The 26,968-nt window shown below is 67.5% G+C and carries 23 protein-coding genes; 11 read left to right on the top strand and 12 right to left on the bottom strand.

The window, feature by feature from the left end:
• From BMY12_RS08815 to BMY12_RS08770, 10 genes are all read left to right on the top strand, one after another.
• Positions 1–759, top strand: a complete 759-nt coding sequence (locus BMY12_RS08815) for an MbnP family protein (protein ID WP_093284735.1) — start codon at positions 1–3, stop codon at positions 757–759.
• Positions 756–1,802, top strand: coding sequence for a cytochrome-c peroxidase (locus tag BMY12_RS08810; protein WP_093284732.1), 1,047 nt, complete (start codon positions 756–758; stop codon positions 1,800–1,802). Before BMY12_RS08815 ends, BMY12_RS08810 begins: the two co-directional genes overlap by 4 nt.
• On the top strand, positions 1,799–2,344 hold the full coding sequence (locus tag BMY12_RS08805; protein ID WP_093284730.1) for a hypothetical protein: 546 nt from the start codon (positions 1,799–1,801) through the stop codon (positions 2,342–2,344). The genes BMY12_RS08810 and BMY12_RS08805 overlap by 4 nt, the downstream gene beginning before the upstream one ends.
• A complete protein-coding gene (locus BMY12_RS08800) occupies positions 2,341–5,433 on the top strand; it encodes an efflux RND transporter permease subunit (protein WP_218140132.1) in 3,093 nt (1,030 codons plus the stop codon). Before BMY12_RS08805 ends, BMY12_RS08800 begins: the two co-directional genes overlap by 4 nt.
• Positions 5,434–5,734: 301 nt before the next feature.
• The gene (locus BMY12_RS08795) at positions 5,735–7,768 is read left to right on the top strand and encodes a hypothetical protein (RefSeq protein WP_093284728.1); all 2,034 of its coding nucleotides are present in this window, start codon (positions 5,735–5,737) and stop codon (positions 7,766–7,768) included.
• A 6-nt stretch (positions 7,769–7,774) separates the two neighbouring features.
• The gene (locus BMY12_RS08790) at positions 7,775–8,416 is read left to right on the top strand and encodes a hypothetical protein (RefSeq protein ID WP_093284726.1); all 642 of its coding nucleotides are present in this window, start codon (positions 7,775–7,777) and stop codon (positions 8,414–8,416) included.
• 218 nt (positions 8,417–8,634) lie between these two features.
• Positions 8,635–9,486, top strand: a complete 852-nt coding sequence (locus tag BMY12_RS08785) for a peptidylprolyl isomerase (RefSeq protein WP_177188911.1) — start codon at positions 8,635–8,637, stop codon at positions 9,484–9,486.
• Positions 9,486–10,169, top strand: a complete 684-nt coding sequence (locus BMY12_RS08780) for an ankyrin repeat domain-containing protein (protein WP_093284722.1) — start codon at positions 9,486–9,488, stop codon at positions 10,167–10,169. The genes BMY12_RS08785 and BMY12_RS08780 overlap by 1 nt, the downstream gene beginning before the upstream one ends.
• 2 nt (positions 10,170–10,171) lie before the next feature.
• Positions 10,172–11,227: an efflux RND transporter periplasmic adaptor subunit gene (locus tag BMY12_RS08775; protein ID WP_093284720.1), complete on the top strand. Its 1,056-nt coding sequence runs from the start codon at positions 10,172–10,174 to the stop codon at positions 11,225–11,227.
• A complete protein-coding gene (locus BMY12_RS08770; RefSeq protein WP_093284718.1) occupies positions 11,224–12,312 on the top strand; it encodes an efflux RND transporter periplasmic adaptor subunit in 1,089 nt (362 codons plus the stop codon). Before BMY12_RS08775 ends, BMY12_RS08770 begins: the two co-directional genes overlap by 4 nt.
• Before the next feature lie 9 nt (positions 12,313–12,321).
• On the opposite strand, the gene BMY12_RS08765 is transcribed toward BMY12_RS08770, so the two are convergent.
• The 11 genes from BMY12_RS08765 to BMY12_RS08715 all read right to left on the bottom strand — a co-directional run bounded on the left by BMY12_RS08765 (position 12,322) and on the right by BMY12_RS08715 (position 23,646).
• Positions 12,322–13,695 carry an FAD/NAD(P)-binding protein gene (locus BMY12_RS08765; RefSeq protein WP_177188910.1) on the bottom strand — a complete coding sequence of 458 codons (1,374 nt, stop codon included), beginning with the start codon at positions 13,693–13,695 and terminating at the stop codon, positions 12,322–12,324.
• A gap of 55 nt (positions 13,696–13,750) precedes the next feature.
• Positions 13,751–14,725 carry a cysteine synthase A gene (gene cysK / locus BMY12_RS08760; RefSeq protein ID WP_093284714.1) on the bottom strand — a complete coding sequence of 325 codons (975 nt, stop codon included), beginning with the start codon at positions 14,723–14,725 and terminating at the stop codon, positions 13,751–13,753.
• 389 nt (positions 14,726–15,114) lie between these two features.
• Positions 15,115–16,977, bottom strand: a complete 1,863-nt coding sequence (locus tag BMY12_RS08755; RefSeq protein WP_093284712.1) for a family 2A encapsulin nanocompartment cargo protein cysteine desulfurase — start codon at positions 16,975–16,977, stop codon at positions 15,115–15,117.
• Positions 16,952–17,878, bottom strand: coding sequence for a family 2A encapsulin nanocompartment shell protein (locus BMY12_RS08750; protein WP_093284710.1), 927 nt, complete (start codon positions 17,876–17,878; stop codon positions 16,952–16,954). The genes BMY12_RS08755 and BMY12_RS08750 overlap by 26 nt, the downstream gene beginning before the upstream one ends.
• Before the next feature lie 106 nt (positions 17,879–17,984).
• Positions 17,985–18,209, bottom strand: coding sequence for a helix-turn-helix domain-containing protein (locus BMY12_RS08745; protein ID WP_093284708.1), 225 nt, complete (start codon positions 18,207–18,209; stop codon positions 17,985–17,987).
• Positions 18,206–19,126, bottom strand: coding sequence for a serine O-acetyltransferase EpsC (gene epsC, locus BMY12_RS08740; protein ID WP_093284706.1), 921 nt, complete (start codon positions 19,124–19,126; stop codon positions 18,206–18,208). The genes BMY12_RS08745 and epsC overlap by 4 nt, the downstream gene beginning before the upstream one ends.
• Positions 19,127–19,155: 29 nt before the next feature.
• Positions 19,156–19,665 (bottom strand): rhodanese-like domain-containing protein, encoded by a 510-nt coding sequence (locus tag BMY12_RS08735; protein ID WP_093284704.1) that lies wholly within the window; start codon positions 19,663–19,665, stop codon positions 19,156–19,158.
• 162 nt (positions 19,666–19,827) lie between these two features.
• Complete coding sequence (locus BMY12_RS08730) at positions 19,828–20,739, bottom strand: hypothetical protein (protein WP_093284702.1); 912 nt, start codon at positions 20,737–20,739, stop codon at positions 19,828–19,830.
• On the bottom strand, positions 20,739–20,957 hold the full coding sequence (locus BMY12_RS08725) for a hypothetical protein (RefSeq protein ID WP_093284700.1): 219 nt from the start codon (positions 20,955–20,957) through the stop codon (positions 20,739–20,741). Before BMY12_RS08725 ends, BMY12_RS08730 begins: the two co-directional genes overlap by 1 nt.
• A gap of 111 nt (positions 20,958–21,068) precedes the next feature.
• On the bottom strand, positions 21,069–22,484 hold the full coding sequence (locus BMY12_RS08720; protein WP_093284698.1) for a DUF1329 domain-containing protein: 1,416 nt from the start codon (positions 22,482–22,484) through the stop codon (positions 21,069–21,071).
• 136 nt (positions 22,485–22,620) lie between these two features.
• Positions 22,621–23,646 (bottom strand): AraC family transcriptional regulator, encoded by a 1,026-nt coding sequence (locus BMY12_RS08715; RefSeq protein ID WP_093284696.1) that lies wholly within the window; start codon positions 23,644–23,646, stop codon positions 22,621–22,623.
• A 168-nt stretch (positions 23,647–23,814) separates the two neighbouring features.
• Between BMY12_RS08715 and BMY12_RS08710 the strand changes: the two genes are divergently transcribed.
• Entirely contained in the window at positions 23,815–25,968 is a 2,154-nt protein-coding gene (locus tag BMY12_RS08710) for a DUF1302 domain-containing protein (RefSeq protein ID WP_093284694.1), read from the top strand.
• Positions 25,969–26,134: 166 nt separating this feature from the next.
• Here BMY12_RS08710 and BMY12_RS08705 read toward each other — a convergent pair whose 3' ends face one another.
• Positions 26,135–26,968: a D-hexose-6-phosphate mutarotase gene (locus BMY12_RS08705; RefSeq protein ID WP_245732423.1), complete on the bottom strand. Its 834-nt coding sequence runs from the start codon at positions 26,966–26,968 to the stop codon at positions 26,135–26,137.

Here is a 26,968-nt window from a genome sequence, read left to right as displayed (position 1 = left end):
ATGGCCGTGATGCTGGCCGCTTGCGGCCGGCATCAGGCCACGGCCGTCGGCGCGGTGGCGCTGGAGATCACGCATCAGGTGGATGGCCAGGCGCTGCAGTTGCACGAGGCGCAATATCCCACGCCGCAGGGCGAGCGTTTCAGCGTCGACAAGCTCCGCTATTACCTGAGCAACTTCCGTCTGCACCGTCGCGACGGCCAGTGGTTCGTGCCGGCCGTCGATGCGCAGTCCAGCAAGGGCTATTACCTGGTGGACGCGGCCGATCCGGCCTCGCTGCGCTTTCGTATCGAAGCGGTGCCGCCCGGTGATTACGATGGCATCGAATTCCTGGTGGGGGTGGACGAGGCGCGCAATCACGCCGGCGTGCAGTCCGGTACGCTCGATCCGGCCCAGGGTCTGTTCTGGACCTGGAAGTCCGGCTACATCTTCCTGCAGCTCGAAGGCCACTCGCCGCAGTCCGGCGCGGACGACCATGCGCTGACCTATCATCTGGGCAGCGTCGATGCGCAGGACCGCGCACGCAGCGTGTATCTGCCGCTTGCGCCGAGTGTCGCGAAAGTCAGCGAGCGCATCGAGCCCGAGATTCATCTGTACGTGGATCTGGCCGAGCTGTTCCGTGGCACGCACGAGATCCGCATCGCGCAGCTCAATACCGTGATGGGCAGCAGTGCGGGCAAGACCCTGTCCGACAATCTGCCGGGTCTGTTCCATGTCGATCATGTCCACAACGAGCCTCGCCATCGCGCGCATGATTCATGAAATGGCTGGCTGTGTTCCTGACGCTGGTGGGGCTGGGTCTGGCGCTGGGCTGGCCGCAGTTTTCGCAGCTGGCTGCCGACAGCTGGCGCCGGCACGGCACACCGCGACTGCAGCAGCCTGAGGGCTGGCCGCGACCGGTCTACGATTTCTCCGGCAATCCGCTCAGCCGCGCCGGCTTCGAGCTGGGCCGCGCGCTGTTCTACGAGCCCAAGCTGTCGCGCGACGACAGCATTGCCTGCGCCAACTGCCATCAGCAGTTCGTGGCCTTTGCCAACGCCGGGCACCGCCTCAGCCATGGCGTCAACAATGCGCTGGGCACGCGCAATGCCCCGGCGCTGTTCAATCTGGCCTGGCAGCCGAGCTTCATGTGGGACGGTGGCGTGCATCCGCTGGAAGTGCAGCCACTGGGGCCCATCAGCAATCCGGTGGAGATGGCCGAGACCCTGGCGGGCGTGGTGCGCAAGCTGCAGGATGATCCGCGCTATCCGCCGCGCTTCGCCGCCGCCTTCGGCTCGCCGCGCATCGATGGTCAGCACGTGCTGCTGGCGCTGACCCAGTTCGTCGGCACGCTGCAGTCGGCGGATTCGCCTTATGACCGCTACCTGGCCGGCCGTGTGCGTTTCAATGCGCAGGAGCAGCGCGGCCTGGCGGTGTTCCGCGCGCAATGCGTCAGCTGCCATCGCGAGCCGCTGTTCAGCGACTACAGTTTCCGCAACAACGGCCTGGATGCCGAGCCCCGGGATCCGGGCCGTGCACACATCACCGAGCGCGCCGAGGATCGCGGCCTGTTCCGCGTGCCCTCGCTGCGCAACATCGCGGTGAGCGGGCCGTACATGCACGATGGTCGCTTCGAAACCCTGGACGCGGTGCTGGCCCATTACGCCGAAGGCATCGTGTCTTCCGCCACGCTGGACCCGGCGCTGCGCCAGGGTCTGAAGCTCGACGCGGCGGACCGCGCCGCACTGCGCGCGTTTCTCGACACGCTCACCGACGAGCGCTTTCTGCACGATCCGCGCTTTGCCGATCCCGGAGAAGATTCATGAAGGCAGCCCAGGCTGGTCTGCTGCTCGCACTGTTGGCGCTGGCCTTGCGCGCGCCGGCGCATGAGGGTCATGTCCACGAGCCGGCGCAGGAAGTGCCGCCGCAGGCCGCAGAGTCGATGCCGCCGCCACCGGATGACTCGCCGCGCCTGGCGCTGAGCGGCACGCATCTGGAGCTGGTCGTGCTGCGCGATGGCGACGCCGGCCTGCTGATCTATGCCGATGACTATCAGAGCAATGCGCCGCTGTCGGGCCTGAACCTGCAGTTGCGCAGCGGCGCGCGCAGCGTGCAGGCGGCACCGGCAGGCGAGGGTCTGTATCGCGTGCCGCCGGGTGTGCTGCCGGCGCGTGAGGCCTTGCCGCTGCAAATCATCGCGCGCGGCGAGCATTGGCAGGAGCAGCTCGACGGTGTGCTCGCGGCCGAAACCCAGGCGGCGCCGGCGGCCTCGCACGCGCCGCCCGCATGGCTGGCGCTGCTGCTGTTGCCGCTGGCGCTGCTGGTTCTGCGGTGGCGGCTGCGCCGCCGTCGGGAAGCGCACGCTTGATCTACGAAGGCATCGTCAACTGGAGTCTGCGCCATCGTCTGCTGGTGCTGCTGGCTTCCGCGCTGTTGCTGCTGCTGGGCCTGTATCGCGTGCGCACGCTGCCGGTGGACGTGTTGCCGGATCTCACGCGTCCGACCGTGAGCGTGCAGCTGGAGGCACCCGGCATGGCGGCCGAGGACGCCGAGTCGCAGCTGAGCCTGCCGGTGGAAGCCGCGCTCAGTGCGCTGCCCGACGTGGAGCGCGTGCGCTCGGTGTCCAGCACCGGTCTGGCGGTGATCTACGCGGAATTCGCCTGGGGCAGCGATGTCTATCGCAACCGTCAGCTGGTGGCCGAGCGGCTGGAGACGGTGCGCGCGCAGTTGCCGGAAAACGCGCAGCCGCGCATCGGACCGCTCAGCTCGCTGATGGGCGAGGTGATGCTGATCGGCCTGCATGCCGGCGACGGCAGTCTCGACGCCATGCAGCTGCGCGATCTCGCCGACTGGCGTCTGCGTCCGGCGCTGCTGGCGGTGCCCGGCGTGGCGCAGGTGCTGGTGATCGGCGGTGAATCGCGGCAGTACGAAATCCGTCCCGATCCGCAGCGTCTGCGTCTGCACGAGCTGAGCCTGCAGCAGCTGATCGAGGCGGCGCGCGGCTATGGTCGCGACTACGGCGCCGGCTACGCCGACAGCGGCGGCCGTGAGCTGGCGCTGCGCAGCCACGGCCGGCCGTTCTCGCTGGAAGAACTCGGCGATCTGGCGGTGGCCTGGCGCGGCAATGCGCCGCTGCGGCTGTCGCAGGTGGCGGAGCTGGGCGTCGGTGCGCGGCTCAAGCGCGGCGATGCCGGTGTGGATGCACAGCCGGCGGTGATTCTCTCCATCCAGAAGCAGCCCGGCGTGGACAGCCTGCGCCTCACGCAGGATCTGCAGACGCGTCTGCGGGAACTCGATGCCGGACTGCCGGCGGGCCTGCAGCGCGTCGAGCTGTTCCGCCAGGCCGACTTCATATCGCGCGCGCTGCACAATGTGCGCGAGGCCCTTTATGGCGGCGCCCTGCTGGTGCTGCTGGTGCTCTATGTCTTTCTGCGCAGCGCGCGCGCCACGGCGGTGAGCCTGGCGGCGATTCCGCTGTCGCTGCTGGCGGCGCTGCTGGTGCTGCGTGCCTTCGGTTTTGCCATCGACACCATGACCCTCGGCGGTCTGGCCATCGCCGTCGGCGAGCTGGTGGACGATGCGGTGGTGGGCGTGGAGAACATCCTGCGCCGCTTGCGACAGCGCCGCGAACAGCAGAGCGTGATGGCACTGATCGCGCAGGCCACCATCGAGGTGCGCTCCGGCGTGCTGTACGCGACCCTGATCATCGTGCTGGTGTTCGTGCCGCTGTTCGCGCTGCAGGGCATCGAGGCGCGTCTGTTTGCGCCGCTGGGCCTGGCCTATATCGCCGCGATTCTCGCCAGCCTGCTGGTGGCGGTGAGCACCGCCCCGGTGCTGGCGCTATGGCTGCTCGATCAGCAGCAGACACCGCAGGAGCCGCGCTGGCTGCAGGCGCTCAAGGCGGCGTATCGCCGCGCGCTGCAGGCGGTTCTGCAGCAGCCGCGCCGGGTGCTGCTGCCGACGCTGCTGCTGGCGCTGCTGGCCAGCGCTTGCGCGTTCACGCTGCCGCGAACCTTTCTGCCGCCGTTCAACGAGGGCACGCTGACCGTGAATCTGATTGCGCAGCCCGGCATCTCGCTGGCGGAATCGGATCGTCTGGGGCGCATGGCCGAAGCGCAGCTGCTGCAGATTCCGGAAGTCCTGCACGTGGGCCGGCGCACCGGCCGCGCCGAACTCGATGAGCATGCCGAGGGCGTGCATTACGCTGAACTGGATCTGGCCCTGCGCGAAGGCGGGCGCAGCCGCGAGGCGGTGGTGGCGCAGGTCCGTGAGCGGCTGTCGGCGCTTCCGGCGAACATCGCCATCGGCCAGCCGATTTCGCATCGGCTCGATCATCTGCTCTCCGGCGTGCGCGCGCCGCTGGTGGTGAAGCTGTTCGGTGAAGACCTGAACGTCCTGCAGTCGCTGGCCGCGCAGGTGCGCGCGCAGCTGGCGGCGCTGCCGGGTCTGGCCGAGGTGCAGATCGAGGCGCAGCAGGCAGTGCCGCAGCTGGACATCCACGTCGACACGCGCCGCGCCGCGCAATATGGCCTCGCGGCGCCGGCGGTGCAGCAGACCCTGAGTCAGCTCAGTCTGGGGCTGCCGCTGTCGCAGATCATCGAAGGCGAGCGACGCTATGAGCTGGTGCTGCGCCTGCCGCCCGAAGCGCGGCAGGCCAGCGCGCTGCCGGCGCTGCTGCTCGACGCGCCCGCCGGGCCGGTGCCGCTGGCGCAGATCGCCGAGTTCCGCACGCACAGCGGCGCCAATCAGATCCTGCGCGAGAACCTGCGTCGACGGCTGGTGGTGACGGCGTATCCTGCGGACAGCGGCTTCGCGGCGGCCAGCGTCGAGGCGCAGGCGCGGCTGGCGCGTCTGCCGCTGCCGCAAGGCTACACGCTGAAGGTGGAAGGACAGGTGCAGGCGCAGCAGGCCGCGCAGCTGCGCATCGGCCTGCTCTCGCTGCTGTCGCTGGCGCTGATGCTGCTGGTGCTCTATGGCCGCTATCGCTCCTGGACCCTGAGCCTGATCGTGCTGGGCAATGTGCCGCTGGCGCTGATCGGTGGCGTGCTGGCGCTCAAGCTCAGCGCCACGCCGCTGTCGGTGGCGAGCCTGATCGGCTTCATCACCCTGGCGGGTATCGCCGCGCGCAACGGCATTCTCAAGCTCAGTCACTTTCTCAATCTGGCGCTGCACGGGGATGAGTCTTTCGGAACAGCGCAGGTGCTGCGTGGTTCGGCCGAGCGGCTGACGCCGGTGCTGATGACGGCGCTGATCGCGGCCCTGGCCCTGTTGCCGCTGGTCGTCGCAGGGCAGGCGCCCGGCAAGGAAATCCTGCATCCGGTGGCACTGGTGATTTTCGGCGGCCTGATCAGCAGCACGCTGCTCGACAGCTTCCTCACGCCCTGGCTGTATCTGCGCTTCGGCGCCGGCGCCACGCAGCGCCTGCTGCGCGAGACTGCGCGGCAGCACGCTTACTGATGGCGATCGCCAGCGACGCTTTGCTTCATATGCACAGCACTTCGTCGTCGGCTGTGAGCGCTTGCACAAGCTAACGTCATGAATCATTTGCCTCTGCAAAAATGTATCTATGCATGTTGCCAAATAGTCTAGGCGCCGCAGCCTGGGAACCATACCCGGGAGTGTACGATCCGCCGCGCAATCGATACCGCAGTCCTCTGTGGCATTGCATAACAAGTTGGCGCAAAGCAGACGGGGGTCTTGCGTGTGTGTGATTGACGGCCGGCGCTCGCGCCGGATTCATCGACACATGGGGAGTTTCATGGAACAGAAAGTGAAAGAAACGGTTGGGTGCCGTGCTTCGCCTTGGCGACGCGCGGCAGCCGGCGCGCTGGCGCTCGGTGCGCTGGCGGGTGCCGGGGCCGCGGTTGCCGGTGCGCCGGCGGCGGTCAACAAGTACACGGGCAATGTCATTCCCAACGGCTCGGTGCTGCTGGTGTGGAGTGCCGACGGTTGTTCGACGCCGGTCTGCTCGACCAAGACCAGCCAGGACTTCCTGGCGGTGCTCGACGCAGAACCCAACTCCACGACCTACGGCAACGTGATCTGGACGGCGGAGCTGCCCAACGTGCTGGCCTCCAACGTGGCGGGCAACATCGTCGGCCTGCTGGGTTCGGACTCGCACAACGATCCGCATCACATGCTCAGCTACACCTCGTACATCGCCGGTGGCGGTGATGGTCTGGTGGCGGGACGCAAGTACACCTTCGCCGGTGGCGTGATCAGCAAGAACGTGTTCCGCTTCGACATCACCAGCGTGCGCAATATCGGCAAGGCCGATATCGCGGTCTGCGGCACGCAGCCGCGCCGCTCCTCGCTGACCGACGACTTCATCGTCATGCCGTCGCAGGGCAAGGATCACAAGATCCTGTACACCTACATGAGCAACTACGTGTACGGCCCGGGCGGTACGGTCACCGAGATCGATCCGGACCGCAAGGCGCCGACGCTGCTCGGCAGCTGCCTGCCGTCCGTGCCGGCGGTGGCGCCGCTGCTCACCAGCATCGAGCAGGGCGGCCTGATGGGCGCACTGGGTGCGGGTGCCGACGACAATCCGCTGCTGGGTCACAAGGGCATCACCGAGTACTCGGCGGTGGTGCGTGCCGATCAGCCGCGCAATCCCACGGCTTACACCAGCTATCCGGATACGCGTGCGCAGCGCGCCTACAACCAGGGCGTGTTCTATCTGTTCAACAAGGACGTGGGTCTGGAAGCCCTGCCGCACGGCATGGCGCTGACCTATGACGGCAAGTATCTGGTGCAGTCCGACTACGCGGTGGCGGCCAGCATCGGCGGCGCGGCGATCAACGGCGCGCTGCGCGGTCTGTGCAATCAGAGCACGGCCATCAACACCGGCCCGCTGGGCGTCTGCGGTTCCAGCTTCGGCAGCTCGGTGCGCGTCTATCCGACCAGCGGCAGCTACACGCACGGCAAGACCAAGGACTCGCTGGCCAAGGCCGACATCTATCGCTCCAATCCCTACATCCGCTCGGTGAGCGCGGTGCCGGATGGTCCGCGTCATGAGCAGGTGATCTTCCACGAAGAGAACGAGGGCCTGATGGCTTTCGGCCTGCCGCATCAGTCGCACCATGTGGTCGGCCAGAAGGGCTGGGTGAACCTGGGCGATCCGAGCTACGACAAGGCCATCACCGCAGCCGGCATTGCCGCCAATGCGGCGGGCGTGTCGGTGTCGAGCGCGGTGAAGGGCAGTCCGAACTACGTGCCCCACGACGGCGCCTTCGCGGCGGCGATGTGCGGCGGCACGGTGTTCTACAGCCCGGACATCACCATCTCCGGCGATCAGTACAACGTGTTCGGCGGCAAGGGTCCGTACTGGCGTGCGGTGTATGACGTCGGTCCCTGCACCGGTGTCTCGTACTTCAGCCTGACCGATGACGACCGCTTCCTGATCGTGCCGATCTCGGGCATCGAAAGCCCGGGTTCGATCGATCCGAACGGCGCCGTGGAATTCGACCGCGACTATCCGCGTGAGCACAGCCGTCGTGTGCTGACCCTGGACGTGCGTCCGCTGATCGCCAAGGGTCATGCCGACACGCCGGCCACGGCGATCGCCTGCGACTTCCCTGCGCCTTCGGCCTCCAACAAGTTCAACACCACGCTCGGCACCCGGGCTACGCGTGCGGACCTGTCGGGCGGCATCAGCGGCAAGTTCAACATCCTCAAGCACAACAACGAGGCGGACGACTGCCCGCGCGTGCGTGGTGCGATCGGCCAGTTTGAAACCGGGCCGACGGGTGTGGGCGCCGCCACCACGGTGTCTTCGAATGTCAGCTAGCCGGGCGTGCCGTATGCCCGTCTCGCGCAGACCATCGAATCCGTCGAGGCCGGCAATCTGGGTGGCATCTTCCTGAACGCGACCAAGACCGGCGGCGAACCCTCCGGCGTGGGCGGCGATCCGGGCAGCGGCAACCTCAACTCGCTGCAGAACCTGTACACCCACGGCGGTCCGCACTTCGTGCTGGTCGACCGCGTCGGTTATCAGCCGACGCCGGCGGGTGCGGGTGGTTACCTGGATCTCACGCCGATCGACAACGGCGCGGGCCTGGGCCTGCCGCGTGATGCGGTGGTCGGCCAGCAGCCGGCGACCGGCACCGAGCGCTTCACCTTCATCCAGTACTTCGTGGAACTGAACCATGTGCCGCTGCCTGGCACCGGTTCGGACGGTGACCGCACGATCTGCGTCGGCAAGCTCGACCGCAAGACCGGCGCCACCGTGCTGGATACCTCGTTCACCGACGAGTTGCTCGGCACGCCTTGCGTGGACTTCGACAGCGCTGCCCGCGATGCCTGGCTCTGGCCCGGTGCGCGTGGTGTGAAGGGCACGGCCAAGCCGCACGCCGCGATCTTCGAGCGTGATGGTGCCGCGCTGTTCGGCCCGGGTTACTACCCGAGCACGCCGCTCAATCCCGACGGCGATCTGTAAGCAGTCCTGCTGCTGCGCCTCACCGGCCTTGCCGCCGGTGGGGCGCAGTCGGCACAACAGGGCGCGAAACGCGGGTGACCGCTTTCGCGCATCTGTCTTTTCCGTGCGGCCATCGAGGTGGCGACGGTATGAAACAGGCCGTTCTGATTCTTAGGAGAGTTTGCGTGGTAAACAAAACATCGTGGGCGCTGCTGGGGGCAGCGGCGCTCCTTGCAGGTTTGTCGCAGACGGCAGCCGCCGCCGACAATGCCAAGGCCGACAAGGCCATCGCCGACAAAGGCCTGGCGGCGGACGTGATCGTCAACGGCCAGATCATCAGTGAAAACCACATCCGCCTGATGGCGGCGGGTTTCGAGAAGGAAAAGAGCGGTCAGGCCTTGAGCGGTGCCGATGCCCGCGCCGCCGCCCGCACCGAGCTGATCACCGAGGAAGTGCTGGCCCAGGAAGCGCGTCGCAGCGGCCTGGACAAGACCCCGGCGGTGGCCGATCTGCTGGCCTTCCAGAACCGCGAGATTCTCGCGCGTGCCTATCTGGAGGATTACTTCGCGAAGAATCCGGTCACCGAGGCGAGCCTGCGCAGCGCGTACGAGTGGAATCGCGCCAACGGCAAGATCCAGGAATACAAGATCCGCCAGATTCTGCTGCCCACGGCCGATGAGGCCGCGTCGGTGATCGCGCAGCTGGGCAAGGGCGGTGATTTCATCGAGCTGGCCAAGCGCAACACGCGCGATCCGGGTGGCCAGAACAACGGCGGCGATCTGGGCTGGTTCCGCCCGGATGTCTTCGTCGATCATCATTTCAGCGACGCGGTGGTGGCGCTGAAGAAGGGCGAGTACAACAAGACGCCGCTGCGCACGCGCTTCGGCTGGCATGTGATCAAGCTGGAAGAAGGGCCGCGACCGGTGAGCAAGCCCGAAAGCTACGACGAGCTCAGCGACAACGCGCGCGAGGCGCTGCGGCAGAAGACCGCGCAGCAGCAGATCGAGAACCTCACCGCACGGCTCACCGCCAAGGCCAGACTGGCCGGACCCGGCGCCGGCGGCGCGCAGAACGACAAGGCGGCCAAGTGATGCGTACCCCGATCCTGTACCGCGCCCTGAGCCTGAGCGCTGCCGCCACGCTGGCGCTGCTCGCTGCCTGCGCACAGGCGCCGACCACGCCGGGCGCTGCTTCCGCCGCCGAGCCGCAGCTGCAGCTCTCGCCGGAAGAGCGCGCCACCTTCTTCGTGCACGCGGCGCGCAGCGGCGATCTGGCCGAGACGCGCAAGCAGCTCGCCGCCGGCGCGCAGCTCGATGGTTTCGACACCCTGGATCAGACCGCGCTGATTGCGGCGGTGGATCACAACCAGATCGAGATCATCCGCTTCCTGCTCGACAAGGGTGCCAATCCCAATCTCGGCGATCACGCCGGCTGGACCCCGCTGATTCACGCCGCCTACTTCGGCGCCAACGAAGAACTGCTGAGCCTGCTGATCGACCGTGGTGCCGACGTCAACGGCCGCAATGATCGCGGCGTCTCGGCGCTGTATCTGGCGGCGGCGGTGGGACGCGAGGATCAGGTGCGCGTGCTGCTCAAGCACGGCGCCGATCCGGCGCTGGCCAGCAAGGCCGGCTACACGCCCAAGCAGGTGGCGCAGATGCGGGGCCTGGAGCGCATCGTCGCGCTGCTGGACGGCAAGGAGCCGCCGGCCGGTGGTGTGATCAGCACGCCTTCCGCCGCACCGGCCGCACCGGTGAAGCCGCAGGGTTCCTGAGCTTGCGCGCGGTCCTGTTCCTGCTGGGGCTGCTGCTGAGTACCGCACTGCCGGCGCATGAGCCTGCGCCGGCAAACGCGACGCGTGTGCTGGACAAGGCCGCGCAGCATCGTCTGGGGCTGCGCACACAGCGTCTCGACACGCCGGCGAGGCCGGTGCTGTGGCCGGCGCGCGTGGTGGCGGACCCGCAGCAGCGCCTGCGCCTGATGGCCGATCAGCCCGGTCTGCTGCTGGCGCCGCCCGGCGGTTTTCCGGTGGCGGGCAGCCCTGTGCAGGCCGGGCAGTTGCTGGCGCGCCTGCGGCCCACGCTCAGCGATCCGGAGCGGCGCGATCTGGAAGCCGAGTGGGAAGCGGCCAAGCGCGCCGTGGCGCTGGGCAGGCTGCAGATCCAGCGCTACTCGATCGACGAGGCGGAGAACCTGGAGGTGCGCCTGCTCACGCCGTCGGTGCAGATCCTGCTCGACTATCGCGCCGCACAGGCGCGCGAGGCGCAGCTGGCGCAGGCGCTGTCCGGCGAGCTGCTGCTGCGCGCGCCGGACCAGGCGTATCTGCTCAGCAGCAGCGCGCGTGAAAACCGCGTGGTGGCGGCGGGCGAGGCGATCTTCGAACTCAGCGCCGAGCACGCCGTGCTGCTGGAAGCCGAGCCCGACATGCAGGCTTTCGAGGCGCAGGCGGCCGGTCGTGGTCTGGATGCGCGCGGGCAGCTGCTGTCGTTGGATCTGGTGGCGCAGGGTTTTGATGCGCGCACGCGCAATGCCCAGATCTGGTATCGCCCGCAGGCGCTGCCGGCGTCGGAACCGCTGGTTGTCGGCGAGTCGGCGCAGCTGCTGCTGACGCCGCGTCTGCCGGCGGGTCGTTACCGTCTGCCCTCGAGCAGCGTGTTTCATCAGGACGGACAGGATTACATCTGGCTGCATGAGGCGCCGGAGCGCTTTCGCGCGCAGCGCGTCGTGGTGCTGCAGCGTGAAACCGGCAGCCTGCAGATCGCGGCGGCCAGTGCGCCCGAGGCCCGCGTGGTCACCGACGCCGCGCTGCTGCAGACGCGGGTGCGGCCATGAGACGCGCGCTGCCGCTGCTGATGCTGCTGCTGGCGCTGCCGGGCGCGGCGCATGAAGGTGAGGATCATGGCGCGGCGCCGGCGGCAGGCACCGGCGTCGCGGCGGTGCGCTGGCTGGGGCCGGATCAGCTGCTGGTGCCCAAGTCCGTGCAGCGTCTGCTGGCCATCCGCACGCAGCCGGCCACGCAGGACCGCTTGCTGCGGCAACAGCGGGCGGCGGAAGTGCTGGCGACACCGGCCAGCACGGGTGCGCTGCGCGCGCCGCAGGCCGGACGCCTGGAAGCCGCCGGCGCCTGGCCGCAGCCGGGACGTCGCGTGCAGGCCGGCGAGCTGCTGGCCTGGCTGCGTCCCTTGCTCAGCCAGCGCGATCAGGCGCAGCGACGCACGCAGCTGGCGGAGATCGAGCAGAAGCTGCAGGTCGCCCGCATCAACGCCGAGCGTCTGCGGGTGCAGGGCGAGGCGGCGCCGGGACTGGTGACCAACGAAAACGTTTATCGCGAGCAGGCCGAGCTGGAACTGGAAGCCTTGCAGAAGCGGCGTGAGCTGGAGGACGCCGCGCTCTCGCAGCGCATGCCGATCCGCGCCGCGCAGAGCGGGCTGCTCTACGAGGCCACGGTGAGTGAAGGCGAGGTGGTGGCTTCGGGGCAGGCGCTGTTTGCCATCGCCGAGACGGATCGTGCCTGGCTGGCCGTGGCCAGCGATCAGCCGCGCGAGGCGCAGCGCCTGCGCAGCGCGCAGCTGCTGCTGGACGATCAGGCCTTGCCGCTTACCTGGCGCGGACAGCAGCCGGCGGACAATGGCCGGTTCGGCTGGCGACTGCTGTTTGAAATCAGCGCGCCACTGCCGCGTCCGCTGCTGCCCGGCGAGCTGCTGTCAGCCCAGCTGGAAACCGTGGCCGAGCCGGCGGCAGTGCTGGATGCGCCCTGGTGCGTGCCGGCCGAAACCGGTGTGCTGGTCTGGGAACATCGCGATGCCGAACACTTCCTGCGGCATCGCTACGCTTCCTGCGCGCAGGCGCTGGCACAGGCCGGCAGCCAGACGCGCTGGGTGACGCAGGGCGCGGCGCTGCTCTCGCAGTATCGCTGAAGTCCTGCGCTACAGGCCGCCGAGCAGCAGCTCGGCGAGCCGGCGCGTGTGCTGCCGCAATTCCGGCGCGGCAATCGCTTCCCAGTAACGCGCCTTGAGCATCGGTCCCACGTAGAACAGCTCCGGACTGGGTTCGCCGCTGCGATTGCAGACCTCATATTGCGCCGACACCTGCAGTCCGATCTTCAGCGCGTCCTGCTGGATGTGGCCATCACGCAGCAGCTGCTGCAGCAGCGGGGTCTGCACCTTGGTCAGATCGTAATTGGGGCCGGCGCAGTTGATCACGCGATCGACCGCCAGCTGCACCTGGCGGCGTGTGCCGCGCTCCAGAAGATGCACGAGCAGACCCTGCGGCTGACGCTGATAGGACAGGATGCGGCCGGCCAGGGTCTGCACCTGTCCCGATTCGCGCAGGCGGCTGAAGCGGCCGTGGGCGATCGGCGCCAGACGATGGCGGTGGATGTCCCAGTACGGCAGCAGGTGCCGCAGGAAGCGGCGCTGCTCGGCGACCGGCAGGCGCTGCCACAGGCTCGCGGTGTGCGGACGCAGCTGGCCGATCACGTCGCGCCAGTCCTGATGCTGGGCGGCGCGTTCGCGCACTTCACGGCGGATGGCGCGGCTGTAGGCCAGCGCGGTGGGCGGACAGTCGCGCAGATAGGCGGGGAACTCGGCGTCCGGACGCGCGCGCGTCTGCGGGCGATGGCCCTGCGGCGAGAGGCCGCGACGCGAGACCATGTGGATGCGGCGCTGATCATTGTGTCCGCTGAGCCAGAAGGCGATGTCCACGGCGGTATGACCGCTGCCGATGATCATCACCCGCTCATCACTGCCGATGGCATCGAGCGCGGCGGCGTCCCAGGGATTGCGGATATAGGCCTCGCTGTCCTGCAGCCAGGAAGCGGGCGGCGGGTCCAGCGGCGCCTGATGACCCAGGCACAGCACCAGGCGATCGCATTCGACGGCGGCGCGGTTGGCGAATTCGATGCGCCAGCCCGGCGCCGTCTCGCGACGATGCGCCGCCACCGCCGCATGCGGCACCAGTTCCAGGCTGGAGCCGTGTGCCTGCAGCGCGCGCTGCAGGATCGCCTCCAGATAGTCGCCATACAGGCGACGCGAGATGAAGGAGGCCGGGCCCAGCGCCGGGTCTTCCGCGTGACAGAACTGCACGAAGTCATCCGGCGCGTCGGCAAACGCGCTCATGTTGCCGGCCGGCACATTGAGCAGATGATTGTCGTCCCAGGTGCGATAGGCCAGACCCCGGCCCATGCGCGGCACCTGGTCGATGAGCTGGATGTGAAAGGACTCACCGCCGCCCAGGCGCAGGATGTTGGCAGCCAGCAAGGTGCCGGAGTAGCCGGCGCCGATGATGGCGAGCTTCCTCATGTGCATCTCCAGTTTGTGTCCGGCGCGCAGCCGCGCGCGCCGTGACGTGGGACTTTCAGAGTGCGGTGCCGTCCGGCTTGAACAGGCCTTCGAACAGCACCGAGCTCAAGTAACGTTCGCCGGAGTCCGGCAGCACCACGACGATGGTTTTGCCGGCAAACTCCGCGCGCTGCGCGAGACGGTCCGCCACGGCGATGGCGGCGCCGCTGGAAATGCCGGAGAGAATGCCTTCCTCGCGCGCCAGACGGCGTGCGTACTCGATGGCCTCCTCGTTGCTCACCTGTGCGATCTCGTCGACCAGCGACAGGTCCAGCACGCCCGGCACGAAGCCGGCGCCGATGCCCTGGATCTTGTGCGGTGCCGGCTTGAGCGGCTCGCCCGCGCGCGTCTGCGTCAGCACCGGACTGGCGGCGGGTTCCACCGCCACCGACCACACCGGCTTGCCGCGCGTGTTCTTCAGATAGCGCGTGACGCCGGTGATGGTGCCGCCGGTGCCCACGCCGGAGATGAAGGCATCGACCTGGCCCTGCGTGTCATCCCAGATTTCCGGGCCGGTGGTGCGTTCGTGGATCGCCGGATTGGCCGGATTCTTGAACTGCTGCAGCAGCACGTACTTCGGATCGGAAGCGGCGATCTCCTCGGCCTTGGCCACCGCGCCGCTCATGCCCTTGGGGCCTTCGGTGAGCACCAGCTTGGCGCCATAAGCCAGCAGCAGCTTGCGGCGCTCGATGCTCATGGTCTCGGGCATGGTCAGCGTCAGCGGAATGCGCCGCGCCGCAGCGACGAAGGCCAGCGCGATGCCGGTGTTGCCGCTGGTGGGTTCCACCAGTTCCTTGCCGGGGCCGAGCAGCCCCTTGTCCTCGGCGTCCCAGATCATCGCCGCACCCAGGCGGCATTTCACCGAGTAGGCGGGATTGCGGCCTTCGATCTTGGCCAGCACGGTGGCGCGCGCCGGGTCGATGATGCGGTTGATGCGCACCAGGGGCGTGTGGCCGATGGAACGGGAGTTGTCGGAATACCAAGATGTCATGAGCGATGTCTCCTGTGGATCGCGCGATTGCACTAGGGCCTGTTAACGCTATGGCAATCGCTGCGTTGCTGCCAGAAATCGCGCCAGGCAAGGCGCGAAACGCAGGCTTTGGTGGGTCCAAAGCCAAGTTTCGCAACGCCGCATGGCGCGATTTCTGGCGCAACCCGAAAGGGACGGGGCCGTTTTGGCGCAGGGCGGCGTTGGCAGCCGCTTGCTTGGAATCACCAAGCGGCGCGTCTGCCGCCTTCCCCTGCGCCAAAACGACCTCCGTCGCAGCGATCGCCATAGCGTTAACAGGCCCTGGCCACCGGAGTCTCGGACATTGATGGTCATCAACACCAGTCCCCTCTGCAAAAAAACGTTATGGCGATAGATCGTAACGATCTGGATCAGCGCCGCCGTCCGGCTGCTGCCGCGAGCCGGTGCAGGGACGCGATCAGCACGTCGACTTCCTCGCAGGTGTTGTAGAAGGCCAGCGAGGGACGCACCGTGGCCTCAACGCCGAAGCGCCGCAGGATGGGCTGCGCGCAATGATGGCCGGCGCGCACCGCGATGCCGTCCTGATTGAGCAGCTTGCCCACCTCTTCGGTCTTGTAACCGTCGAGCACGAAGGACGCGACACTGGTCTTGTCGGCGGCGGTGCCGATCAGATGCAGGCCCGGCACCGTGCGCAGGCCCTGCGTGGCATAGGCCAGCAGATCGTGTTCGTAGCGCGCCACGTTCTCCAGGCCGATGCGCTCCAGATAATCCAGGGCCGCGCCCAGACCCACGGCGTCGGCGATATTGCCGGTGCCGGCTTCGAAGCGCGCCGGCGCGCCGTGATAGACGGTCTTTTCGAACGTCACGTCCTGAATCATGTTGCCGCCGCCCTGCCAGGGCTGCGTGGCTTCCAGGATCTCGCGCTTGCCGTAGACCACGCCGATGCCGGTGGGACCGAAGACCTTGTGGCCGGAGAACACGTAGAAGTCCGCGCCCAGCTGCTGCAGGTTCACGCGCAGATGCGAGACCGCCTGCGCGCCATCGATCAGCACACAGGCGCCGGCGCGATGGCCCAGCTCCACCACCTGCTGCACCGGCACCACCGTGCCCAGGGCGTTGGAGACCTGCGTCACCGCCACCAGCCGGGTGCGTTCATTGAGCAGCTTCTGGTATTCGTCGAGGCGGATCTGGCCGCTGTCGTCCACCGGAATCACGCGCAGCTTCGCGCCTTTCTCGGCGGCCAGCATCTGCCAGGGCACGATGTTGGCGTGATGCTCCAGATGGCTGACGATGATTTCGTCGTCCTTGCCGATGTGCTGACGGCCCCAGCTCTGCGCCACCAGATTGATGGCCTCGGTGGCGCCGCGCACGAAGATGATTTCCTCCACCGAAGATGCGCCCAGAAAGCGCGCGACCTTCTGTCGCGCGGCTTCATAGGCGTCGGTGGCACGCGCCGCCAGCTCATGCGCAGCACGATGGATGTTGGAATTCTCGTGCGCGTAGAAGTGCGCCAGGCGGTCGATCACCGCCTGCGGCTTCTGCGTGGTGGCGGCATTGTCCAGCCAGATCAGCGGCCGGCCGTTGACGCGCTCGGCCAGAATCGGAAAGTCGCGACGCACCGCGTGTACATCGAAAGGCGCGCGACTGGCAGGCAGCGCGGGCACTGCGCCCTGACTGCGCGGCAGCGCGTGTTCGGTGAAGTAATAGGGCGCGGTGCTGCGCTGCGCGGGCTGCACGGTGCTGGACGGTGGCGAGAGTTCGGCGAGCAGTGCCGCCAGACTCGCCTGGCCGGGCAGTGCATAAGGCTGCGCGCTGATGCGGTTCTCGCCGCCGGTGGCCGGCGGCGAGCGATAGGCGCTGGATTCGCCGACGAAGTAATACGGCGTGGACGGCGGCTGCGCGCCGCCGATGCTGGCGGACTCCGGCGCCGGCACGCTGGGCAGCGCGGCCGCATAGGCCTGCGGCACGCCCGTGACCACGCCACCCAGACGCGGCTGCGTGCCCGGTGCAGCCTGCAGCGCGTGATCGGGCACGCCATTGCCGGCCGTGGATGAAGGCGCCAGCGAAGGCGCGCGCTCGGCCAGTGCCGGTGCATCCAGCGGCGCGGCGAAGGACGGCGGCGCCGGTGGCGTGTTCACCCCGTGCAGCGATGCGCCCGGCGCGGCGGTCGAGGGCAGACTGCCGAAGAACTCGTTGGCGAGCCGGCTCAGCGTCGCCAGATCCGGCAGGCCGGGCGCAGCGGGCGCTTCACTTGTAGCTGTCGGGATAGTCATGGTACTTGCCGACTTCCACGTCTTCGAGCACCGCCAGCGCATCGTCGCTGAGCACGGCCAGCGAGCAGTACAAGGAAATCAGATAAGAGGCGATGGCATTGCGGTTGATGCCCATGAAGCGCACCGACAGGCCCGGGCTCTGTTCGCCGGGCAGGCCGGGCTGGAACAGACCGATCACGCCCTGGCGCTTGTCGCCCACGCGCAGCAGCAGGATCTTGGTCTTGCCGTCGGCCACCGGCACCTTGTCGGAAGGAATCAGCGGAATGCCGCGCCAGGTCAGGAACTGTGAACCGAACAGGCTCACGGTCGGCGGCGGCACGCCGCGTCGCGTGCACTCGCGGCCGAAGGCGGCGATCGCCAGCGGATGCGCGAGGAAGAAGGCGGGCTCCTTCCAGACCTTGGTCAGCAGTTCGTCGAGATCGTCGGGCGTGGGCGCGCCGGTGAGCGGGTAGATGCGCTGCGACTCCGCGACATTGGCCAGCAGGCCGTAGTCCTCGTTGTTGATCAGCTGGCTTTCCTGCTGCTCCTTGATCAGCTCGATGGTCAGGCGCAGCTGTTCCTTGATCTGATCATGCGGGCTGCTGTAGAGATCGGAGACGCGCGTGTGCACGTCCAGCACCGTGGACACCGCGTTGAGGAAATACTCGCGCGGCTGTTCTTCGTAATCGATGAAGGTCTGCGGCAGTTCGGATTCATCGCGCTTGGTGCAGGCGATGCGTACGCTCTCCGGATTCTTCACCTTGTTGAGACGGAAGATGCCGGCTTCCACCGGCTGCCACTGCAGCAGGTGCGTCAGCCAGCGCGGGCTGATGGTGGAGAGCTGCGGGACGGTTTTGGTGGCGTTGGCAAGCTGACGCGCAGCGGCGTCGCCCAGGGCCAGTTGCACCGGTTCTTGTGCCATGTGAATCCCCCTTGGCAAGGATGGGCGTGAAACGAATAAGGATAGATTCCGGGAATCTAAGGCCCGGCTCTACAGGCGATCGCCACCAAGGCGATCTCGCGGGCGCTCAGGCCTCTTCGCAGTCGCGCAGCAGATGTGACAGCTTGAGTTCCAGCGCCGCGGCGAGCTTGGCGCCGGTGGACAGCGAGGGACAGACCACGCCGCGTTCGATCTCGCCCAGATAGCTGCGGTTGAGATCGGCGGCCTCGGCCAGTCGCTCCTGCGACCAGCCCTGGCGCTTGCGGGCCTGGCGGACGGTGAGACCGAAACGTTGTTGCAGCTGCTCGCTCATAAGCTGTCGCCGGATTCTTGCTGGGTGCGGGCCTGGGTGATCTGGCTGCCGGGCGGCACGCTGCGCGTGAGCCAGACATTGCCGCCGATCACCGAGCCACGGCCGATGGTGATGCGGCCGAGAATGGTGGCGCCGGCGTATATCACCACGTCGTCCTCGACGATGGGATGACGCGGCTGGTTCTTGCGCAGCGCGCCGGAGTCTTCCACCTCGAAGCGCTTGGCGCCCAGCGTCACCGCCTGGTAGATGCGCACGCGGTCGCCGATCTCGGCGGTCTCGCCGATCACCACGCCAGTGCCGTGATCGATGAAGCAGTGCGAACCGATCTGCGCGCCGGGATGGATGTCGATGCCGGTTTCGCCATGCGCCTGCTCGGCGACGATGCGCGCGATCAGGGGCACGCCGAGGTTGTAGAGCTCATGCGCGATGCGGTGATGAATCAGCGCGATGATGCCCGGATAGCAGAGCAGCACCTCGTCGACGCTGCGCGCCGCCGGATCGCCGGAGAATGCGGCCTCGACATCGGTGTCCAGCACCGCGCGCAATCTGGGCAGCAGATGCGCGAAGCGCACCGCGATGTTGCCGGCCTCGCGCGTGATCACCGCGCTGCTGACCTCGGTGTCGTGTTCGCGCTGGCGGCAGCGCAGCTCCAGATCGATCTGTGACAGCAGCAGGTTCAGTCCGGTATCCAGCGCGTGGCCGACGAAGAAATCCTCGCCCTCGCGCTTCAGATCGGCCGGCCCCAGACGCAGCGGAAACAGCGCGCCGCGCAGCAGCCGCAGCACTTCCCCGACTACTTCACGCGAGGGAAACTCGCGTCCGATCGGATCGCGATGGCGTCCTTCGCGCCAGCGCTCGCGCGTCTTGCGCAGCTCGGCGACGATGCCGCCGAGATCCCAGCGTTCCTGCAAGCTCATTTGTCATGTTCCCCCGGGATGCCGGTCTTTTAGTCCTGGATCCAGGGCAGGCCGTGGTAACGCCAGCCGTCCTGACGGCCACGCTGCTGCAGCGCGTCCAGTTCGCCCTCGAAGCCTTCGAGCACGTTGTAGGCCTGCGTGAAGCCGGCCTTGGCCGCGGCTTCGGCCGCGAGCACCGAACGCTTGCCGCTGCGGCACAGCAGCAGCAGGGGCTGATCCTTGCGTGCCTTGGCTTCCAGCTCGCGCGCGAAACGCGGATTGCGCGTCAGCGCGGTGCCGCTGGCCCAGGCCACATGCAGCGAGCCGGGCACCTGGCCGACGAACTTGCGTTCCTCGCCGCTGCGCACATCGATCAGCAGGGCCGCGCCTTCCTGCACCAGCTGCCAGGCCTCGCGCGGCGCCACGCCGCCGGCGTGCGCGAGCCCCTGCGCGGCGGCGCTGGCGCGCGCCTTCTGCAGGAGCGGATGCAGGGGGTCGCTGGCATTGGCGACAGCCTCGGGCGCCGGCGCGGCGAGCGAAGCGCTGAGTGGATGCGGCATGAGTGTCCTCGCATGAAAGTCGATTCGCGGCAGCGATCCAGGCGCCGCAGTGACGACACTCTAAGTGCAGGCCATAGCCGTCATGAACGAATTTCGAATGCTTTTCTCAGCGCCGGACGGCATAAGAGCACGGTGGCGGACCGTGTCAGGCAGAGCGCTGTTTCAGGGCGCCGGTGGCGCTTGATTCTGCGTCGCGCCGAGCAGGCGCTTGAACACGAGCGGTTCCAGCTGTGCCAGCGCCTGCTGCAGTCCGCGCAGTGCCGCCTCGTCTTCAGCGGCGGTGCCGATGCCGATCAGCTGTGCGAGCAGACCGGCCTCGTCACTGATGCGGATCATCTCCAGCAGTTGTGCGGGCTCGCGGCGCAGCGCCAGCTCGCCGAACTCGCGTTGCCAGCGTGCGTCCAGCTCGCCGATCAATGACAGCGCCGCCGGCCACAGCGCGCCGTTGTCGGCCAGTGCGGCTTCGATGATGCCGGCCCGCCGCGGCGCGGGCAGCAGCGCGATCAGGGCATTGAGGCGCTGACGGTCTTCGACGTAGGCGGCGATGCGGATCAGCGCAGCATCGTCGCTCAGCTGCGGAATCACGCCGGCCAGGATCGAGACATCGAGCATGTCGACGAACAAGGCCATGGTCGCGTACTCGCGGCGTTGCGCCAGCGCCAGCGAGACCGCGAGGATCTGCGCCGCGGGAATGCCGGGGGCCAGCTCGCGCAGGCGGCGCGGATCGAGCAGCACGCAGACTTCGGCGAGCAAGGGGCTGGGCAGGCGGCGCGCCACGGCGCTGGCCGTGCTGTTGGGCAGCAGCGCGGCGATGCGCGCGCAGAGCAGGGCGCCCAGGGATTTTTCCGCGAGCAGCGCGATCAGCGAGACCGGCAGGCGCTGCGCGGTGCTGGCCAGCGCCTGCAGAAGCTCGCGATCCGAGTCGTGCAGCATGGTTTCGGTCTGCTGGCGCAGCTGGCGCAGGCTCTGCGCATCCAGGCGCAGCAGAAAGTCCAGCTCGGCCTCGCTCAGATTGAGCAGGCGTGCCAGGCGCTGCTGCTCGGCCTGGCGTGCCAGTTCTTCGCGCAGCCGCATCACAGGCCGAGCAGCTTCTTCAGCGCGGCGCGCAGCGGCGAAGGCAGCTGCTGCAAGGCGTCTTCCAGCGCGCGCTGCAGCAGGGCGCGCTGATTGCGTCGCGCCGTCTGCAGGGCCTGCGTCAGGGTCTGCAGCTCGCTGTGGCTCAGGGCCTGCAGGGCCTCGGGCGCCTTGTCACGCAGGACCTGGTTGAGGGCGTGGTGTTCTTGACTGCTCATGATGACGGTGTCGTTTCAGACTTTGTCGCTGACAAAAAAAGGGCGGCCAGATGGCCGCCGAGTGAGTACACCCCCAACAACAAAACTTAATCGAGCTTCACGACGAACGGCCTATTTGTTGCGCGCCAGGCGCTTGAGATTGGCGGGGTCGAAGAAGGAATCCGGATAGCTGGCTTCGAAGTCGGTCACCGAATCTTCGTTGGCCAGCGTGGTGGCGAAGTAACGCGTCGACTGCAGATCGTAGATCAGCTCCGGAATGCCGGTGGTGGTGGGAATGAAGGGCACCGTCAGCAGATGCGCTTCCTGCACCTTCCACAACTGGCCGCGCGCATCGTAGCAGTCCACGGCCGCGATCGCCCAGCTGTCTTCGTCCACGTAGAAGGTGCGGCGCGCGAAATTGTGGCGCATGCCGGGCTTGAGCGTGGCGTCCACCACCCACACGCGATGCAGCTCGTAGCGCGGCAGGTCCTGATTGATGTGATGCGCCTGCAGGATGTCCTTGTATTTGATCTTCGGCGAATTGATCTGGTACGAGTTGTACGGGATGTACAGCTCCTTGCGGCCCACCAGCTTCCAGGTGTAGCGATCCAGCGCGCCGTTGAAGACGTCGATCTGGTCGTTGTACTGCTCGTTGTCGGTGCCCACCGCGGGATTGTCGTAGCCCACGTCCGGCGCGCGGTTCACGCGCGCCAGGCCCGGCGAGAAGATCCAGGCCAGACGACCGCCGGTGGACTGGTCCAGGGTCTCGTGCACCAGGGTGATCTGGCCGGCGACGCGCGGCGGCGAGACCACGGTGGAGAGATAGTAGGCGAGCAGCTTCTGGGTGTTGGTGTCGCCCGGTTCCTTGAGATTGGCGTACTTGAACTTCACGTCTTCGACGATCTTGGTGATCACGAAGCTGCCGTCGGGTTTGACGATGGCCTGGTTGTTGAAGCGCTTGGCGGCCGAACCCTTGTACTTGAGCTTGTGGTTCCAGATCACCTCGGCGCCGGACTTCGGAATCGGGAAGGGGAAACCCAGGCGGGCGTTCTTCACCGAGTCGGTGTCCTGCAGGCTGGCGCCGGTGGCATTGGCCAGCGTGGCCTTGTAGATCTCGTCCGGGTAGAAGGCGTCACGGACCGTCTTGTACACGTTCATCTTGTACGTCGGGTACTTCTTCAGCAGGGCCTTGTGGCCCTCCGTGAGCTTGCCCTCGTACTGCGCCATGTTGGCGGGCGTGATGGTGATGATCGGCTTGAGGTAGTCCGCGCCCATGCTGCCCTTGAACTTGGCTTCCAGCTCGTCGGGGCGGTTCTTGCGCAGGTCTTCCAGCTGCGCACGCGTGTAGTGCTTGCTGTCCTCGGGGAAATTCTTCTCGCCGGTCCACTCCGGAATGCTGCCATCGGCATTGCCGGCGCGGATCGCGCCCACTGGCGTCAGGTCCTTGCCCAGGTGCGCCGCCTCTTCCGCCGTGGCGCTGGCCTGAACGCTGCCGCTCACCCACAGCGCCACGAATGCCGCCAGCGCAGCCTTGCGCATCGCCTTCATGATCCGCTCCCCTCCGTATCAAGCTTTATATGGTCCGCCGTCGCGATGGCGACAGGCAGGGCGCACTGTGCGATGCCGGCCGCGCCGCGGTCCTTGGCTGAACGGACGCGCGGCTTGGCGGCAGGGTCAGTGCGGCTCAGCCGTGGGGACGCGGCGCGCGGCGGCGGCTGCGGCGCAGCTCGCGGTACTGCACCGGGGTCATGCTCGACCAGCGCTTGAAGGCGCGATAGAAAGTGCTGGGCTCCGAGAAGCCGGTGAGGTAGACGATGTTTTCGATCGCCTCGTCGGTGCCGGCCAGCAGACGCTTGGCCAGGGCGAAGCGGAAGTCCGCCAGCAGCTCGGAGAAGCTGGTGCCGGCGCGGGACAGTTCGAAGCGCAGGCGGCGCGTGGGCACGCCCAGCTCGGCGGCCACGTCTTCGAGGGTGAGCTGATCCAGCTCCAGGCGCTGAGCGAAGATTTTCTGGATGCGCTCGATCAGATCGTGCCGGCGCAGCTTGGACAGGCGGCGCTCGGCCAGGTCCTCGTGCAGCTTCAGCAGGTCCGGGTCCCAGCGCGGCGAGCGGTAATCGAGGATCGCCGGTTCGCACCAGATCTCGCTTTCGGCGGCACCGAAGCTGACCGGGCAGCCGAAAATCATCTCGTAGCTGGTGGCGCTGGCGCGCTGGCTGCAGCGCAGGGCGATGCGCAGCGGCTTGAACTGGTTTTCGGTGACGCTCTTCAAAAACTGCACCAGCTCGTAGACCACCACGATCTCGGTGTGGCGCAGCTGCGGCGCGTCCGCAGCGGTGCCCTTGACCAGGGCGCGCGCGCCCTGCTCGTCGCGCAGGATGCGCACATTCAGGGCGTCGCTGAGCAGGCGCAGATACTTGAGCGCGCGTTCCAGGCCTTCGCCCAGGGTGGCGCTGCTGAAGATCAGGTACTCCAGCACCTCGCCGTGGAAGACCGGCAGGTGCGGGCACAGGTGCAGGCCGATCTCGGCGTCGCCGGTGACGGCTTCCACCGTCTCCCAGAAATACGCCTGCAGCTCGTGCGGCGTGCGCATCTCGCGCAGCGGCAGATCCTCGGCGTTATAGCCCAGACGTTCGTAGATGGCGTTGACGTCCAGGCCGGCCTTGACCATGCCCTGATGGATGATTTCGAGAAAATAACCAGAGTCGCGCATTCACCTAGACCTTTTGTCTGACCGCTTCCGGTAGTGCCGCTACAGGCAACAGTTTGCCCAAATGACAGTCATCGGTCACCCCCGGCAAATGTTTGCGTCCGGATCCGGCTGCTAGCCTCGCCGCCGTCCGTACTACAAAAGCGGTTCACAGCGAGGGGGATCCAGACGATGCGTAGCCTGCACGGTGTTGGGCGGCTGGCCGGTTTTCTCGTGGCCTTGAGTGCCACGGGGCTCGTGACGCCCGCGCTGGCGGGGGAGTGGCAGTTCGACCAGCTGAACCTGCGCTTCAACAACCGCTTCAGCAGCGGCGCCGCCATCCGCCTGGAGAAGATCGACGATGCGCTGATAGGCAAACTCAGCGTGCCCGGGCAGCGCGATCTGTGCGCGCCCGACGACTGCTTTTCCCTCAATGGCGACCCCAGCGCCAACCAGCGCCTGGTGAACGCGCGCGGCGCGTTTTCCGGCGTGAATGCCGACGACGGCGATCTGAACTACCGCCAGTACGACATCGTCGCCGCCACCAGCAAGCTGATCTCCGATCTCAACCTCTCCTGGGGCGAATGGAACCTGCGCCTGCGCGGCGTGGCTTATTACGATCCGGTCAATGCCGGCTTTCGCGAGCGGCATCCCTACGATGTCCACCAGCCGGCGCGCAGCGAGCGGCCGGGTTCCATCGAGCGCCGTTATGCCCTGGGCGCGCAGCTGCTGGACGCCTTCGTGCAGTACAGCTTCACGCTGGGCGAACGGCAGGGCGTGATTTCCGTGGGCAGCCAGACCGTGCGCTGGGGCGAGAGCACCTTCATCGCCCTCAACAGCATTTCCGAGATCAACGCGCCCAATGCCAATCTGCTGCACATGCCGGGCGTGGAGCTGGGCGATGTGTTCAAGCCGGTGCCGGCGGCGCTGCTGTCCATGGACCTCGCCGACGGCTTTTCAACGGAGCTGTTCTATCAGCTGGCCTGGCGGCGCACCGAGCCGGATGCGCGGGGCAGCTTCTACTCCGACAGCGATATCGCCGGCGGCGGCCGCTACGCGATGATCAGCCTGGGCCAGTTTGCCGAGGACCCGGACGGCATCGGCCGCTTCGCCGGGCCGCTGGGCCTGATCAGCAGCTCCTCGGCGCGCGCCCAGGCCTATGAGCGCCGCGCGCCCAGCCAGGGGCAGTACGGGGTGCGCCTGAGTTATCTGGCCGACTGGCTCAACGACGGCACCGAGCTGGGGGTCTACTTCCTGAACTACCACTCGCGCCTGCCGTATGCCGGGGCCATCGCCACCGAGGATTCCTGCGCGCGCTTCTCCACCAACACCATCGACGCCTATCTGGCCTGCAACGGCTTCAACGGCAGCCTGCCGCTGCCCAAGCCGGCGCCGGGCCAGGCGCGCGGCGAGCCGCTGCCGCTGGACACCCTGCAGATCGTGCTCGACTACCCGAAAGACATCCACCTCTATGGCCTGAGCTTCAACACCAATATCGGCGACTGGGCGCTGGCCGGCGAGTTCGCCTACCGCGACAACGTGCCGGTGCAGATCAACTACACCGATGTGATTTTCAGCGGCCTGCAGCCGGCGCTGCCGGAGCAGGAATTCTCGGTCACGCCGCAGGCCCTGGCCGGCCTGATCAATCTGCTGCCCTCGGGCAGCGGCGGCCTGGGCGATGTGACCAATCTGCTCGGCGCCACCTTTCCCGCAGCCGACATAGCCTTCCCCAGCTACATCAAGTCGTATCGCGGGCTGGGCAGCATCGCGGCGCGCCAGTACATCCGCGGCTACGAGCGCCTCAAGGTCGGGCAGCTGGATCTGACCGCGATCCGCGCCGTGTCCAGCAATCCCATCGGCGCCGACCAGCTGATCTTCATCGTCGAAGCCGGCTTCACCCAGGTCTACGACATGCCCAAGCTCAAGGACCTGCAGTTCGAAGGTTCCGGGCCCAATCGCACGCATTACAGCCCCGGTGCCGACGGCAGCGGTGCGCCGGATGGCCAGCCCGATGCGCGGCGCTTCAATCCGCATCAGCAGACCCGGAACTTCGCCGACGATTTCGCCTGGGGCATGCGCTTCGCGGTGCGCAGCGAGTACAACGATCTGGCCTTCGGCTGGAACTTCAAGCCGACCCTGGCCTATTTCTGGGACGTGCAGGGCATTGCGATCTCGCCGATGCAGAACTTCGTCGCCGGCCGCAAGGAGCTGGACCTGGGCAGCGATGTGGTGTTCAGCGAAAGCCTCTCGGGCCGCCTCGTCTACCAGATGCTCACCGGCGGCGGCAGCGCCAACACCCGGCGGGATCGCGACAATCTGGCGCTGAGCTTCACTTACTCGTTCTGAGGCGCGTGAGGCCCGAGGCGGCGCAGCGCGGTGCGGATGAAACGCGGTGTCATGCCCGCGCAAGCGGGCATGCCGTGGGCGCCATCCGCTGAGTGCTGCACCTGATCACTGGATTCCCGCTCGCGCGGGAATGACGAAGGCTGATCTTTTTTCTCACGCCTGAGGTTCAGCGCAGCACCCGCAGCGTCTGCGAGCCCTGCCAGCGCGCGCCGGGCGCCAGCTGTACCGGCTGGCCGACCTGCGCGGCTTCCACGCAGAGCATCTTCTGCCAGTCGTCGGGCGGCATGTCCGGGAGCGCGGCGGCCTTGCCGGCGCCGGGGTTCCAGACCACGCTGTCGTTGAAGCCTTCCTGCAGCAGGCTCAGATGCGTGGCGCCGTCGCGCAGGATCAGCTCACGCGGCGTGGCGTAGTAGAGGCGATCCACCTCGCCGACGATGGCCAGCTCGGCCTCCTGCTGCCAGCGCTGGCGCAGGCCATCGGCGCTGTCGCGATAAGCCAGATGCTGCAGTCCGCTCAGACGCAGGCCGGAAAGGTCCTGCACGCGCAGATAGGTGTGCAGGGCGCAGCTGAACTGAAACGGTGTGCCGCCGAGGTTGTCGATGCTCAGGCTCAGCTGCAGCTCGCCCCCCTTGAAGCGGATGCCCAGCTGCGCATCGAAACGCTGCGGCCAGATCGCGCGGGTGGCGGGGCTGTCGCTCAGGCGGTAATGCGCCTGCGCGCTGCCGTCGGCGAGCACGGTGCTGGCCAGCAGCTGCCAGTCCTGGGTGCGCGCAAAGCCGTGCTTGGGCAGCGAGCCTTCACCCGCGAACTGCGGAAAGATCACCGGCACGCCGCCGCGGATCGCCTGACCCGGGCCGGCCTGCGCCAGCGGCGAGCAGTACAGGCGCTCGACGCCCGCGGCATCGCGCCAGCTGCAGACCTGCGCGCCGTGGCGGCTGAGCAGCACGCGCGCGCCGTCACGGCTGCGCAGTTCATCGACGGGGAAGGGCAGAGTGTCCAT

It is taken from the genome of Solimonas aquatica (assembly GCF_900111015.1).
GTDB lineage: Bacteria > Pseudomonadota > Gammaproteobacteria > Nevskiales > Nevskiaceae > Solimonas > Solimonas aquatica.
Note: the sequence above shows the minus strand (reverse complement) of the source record. Positions and strands in the feature narration are given on the sequence as shown.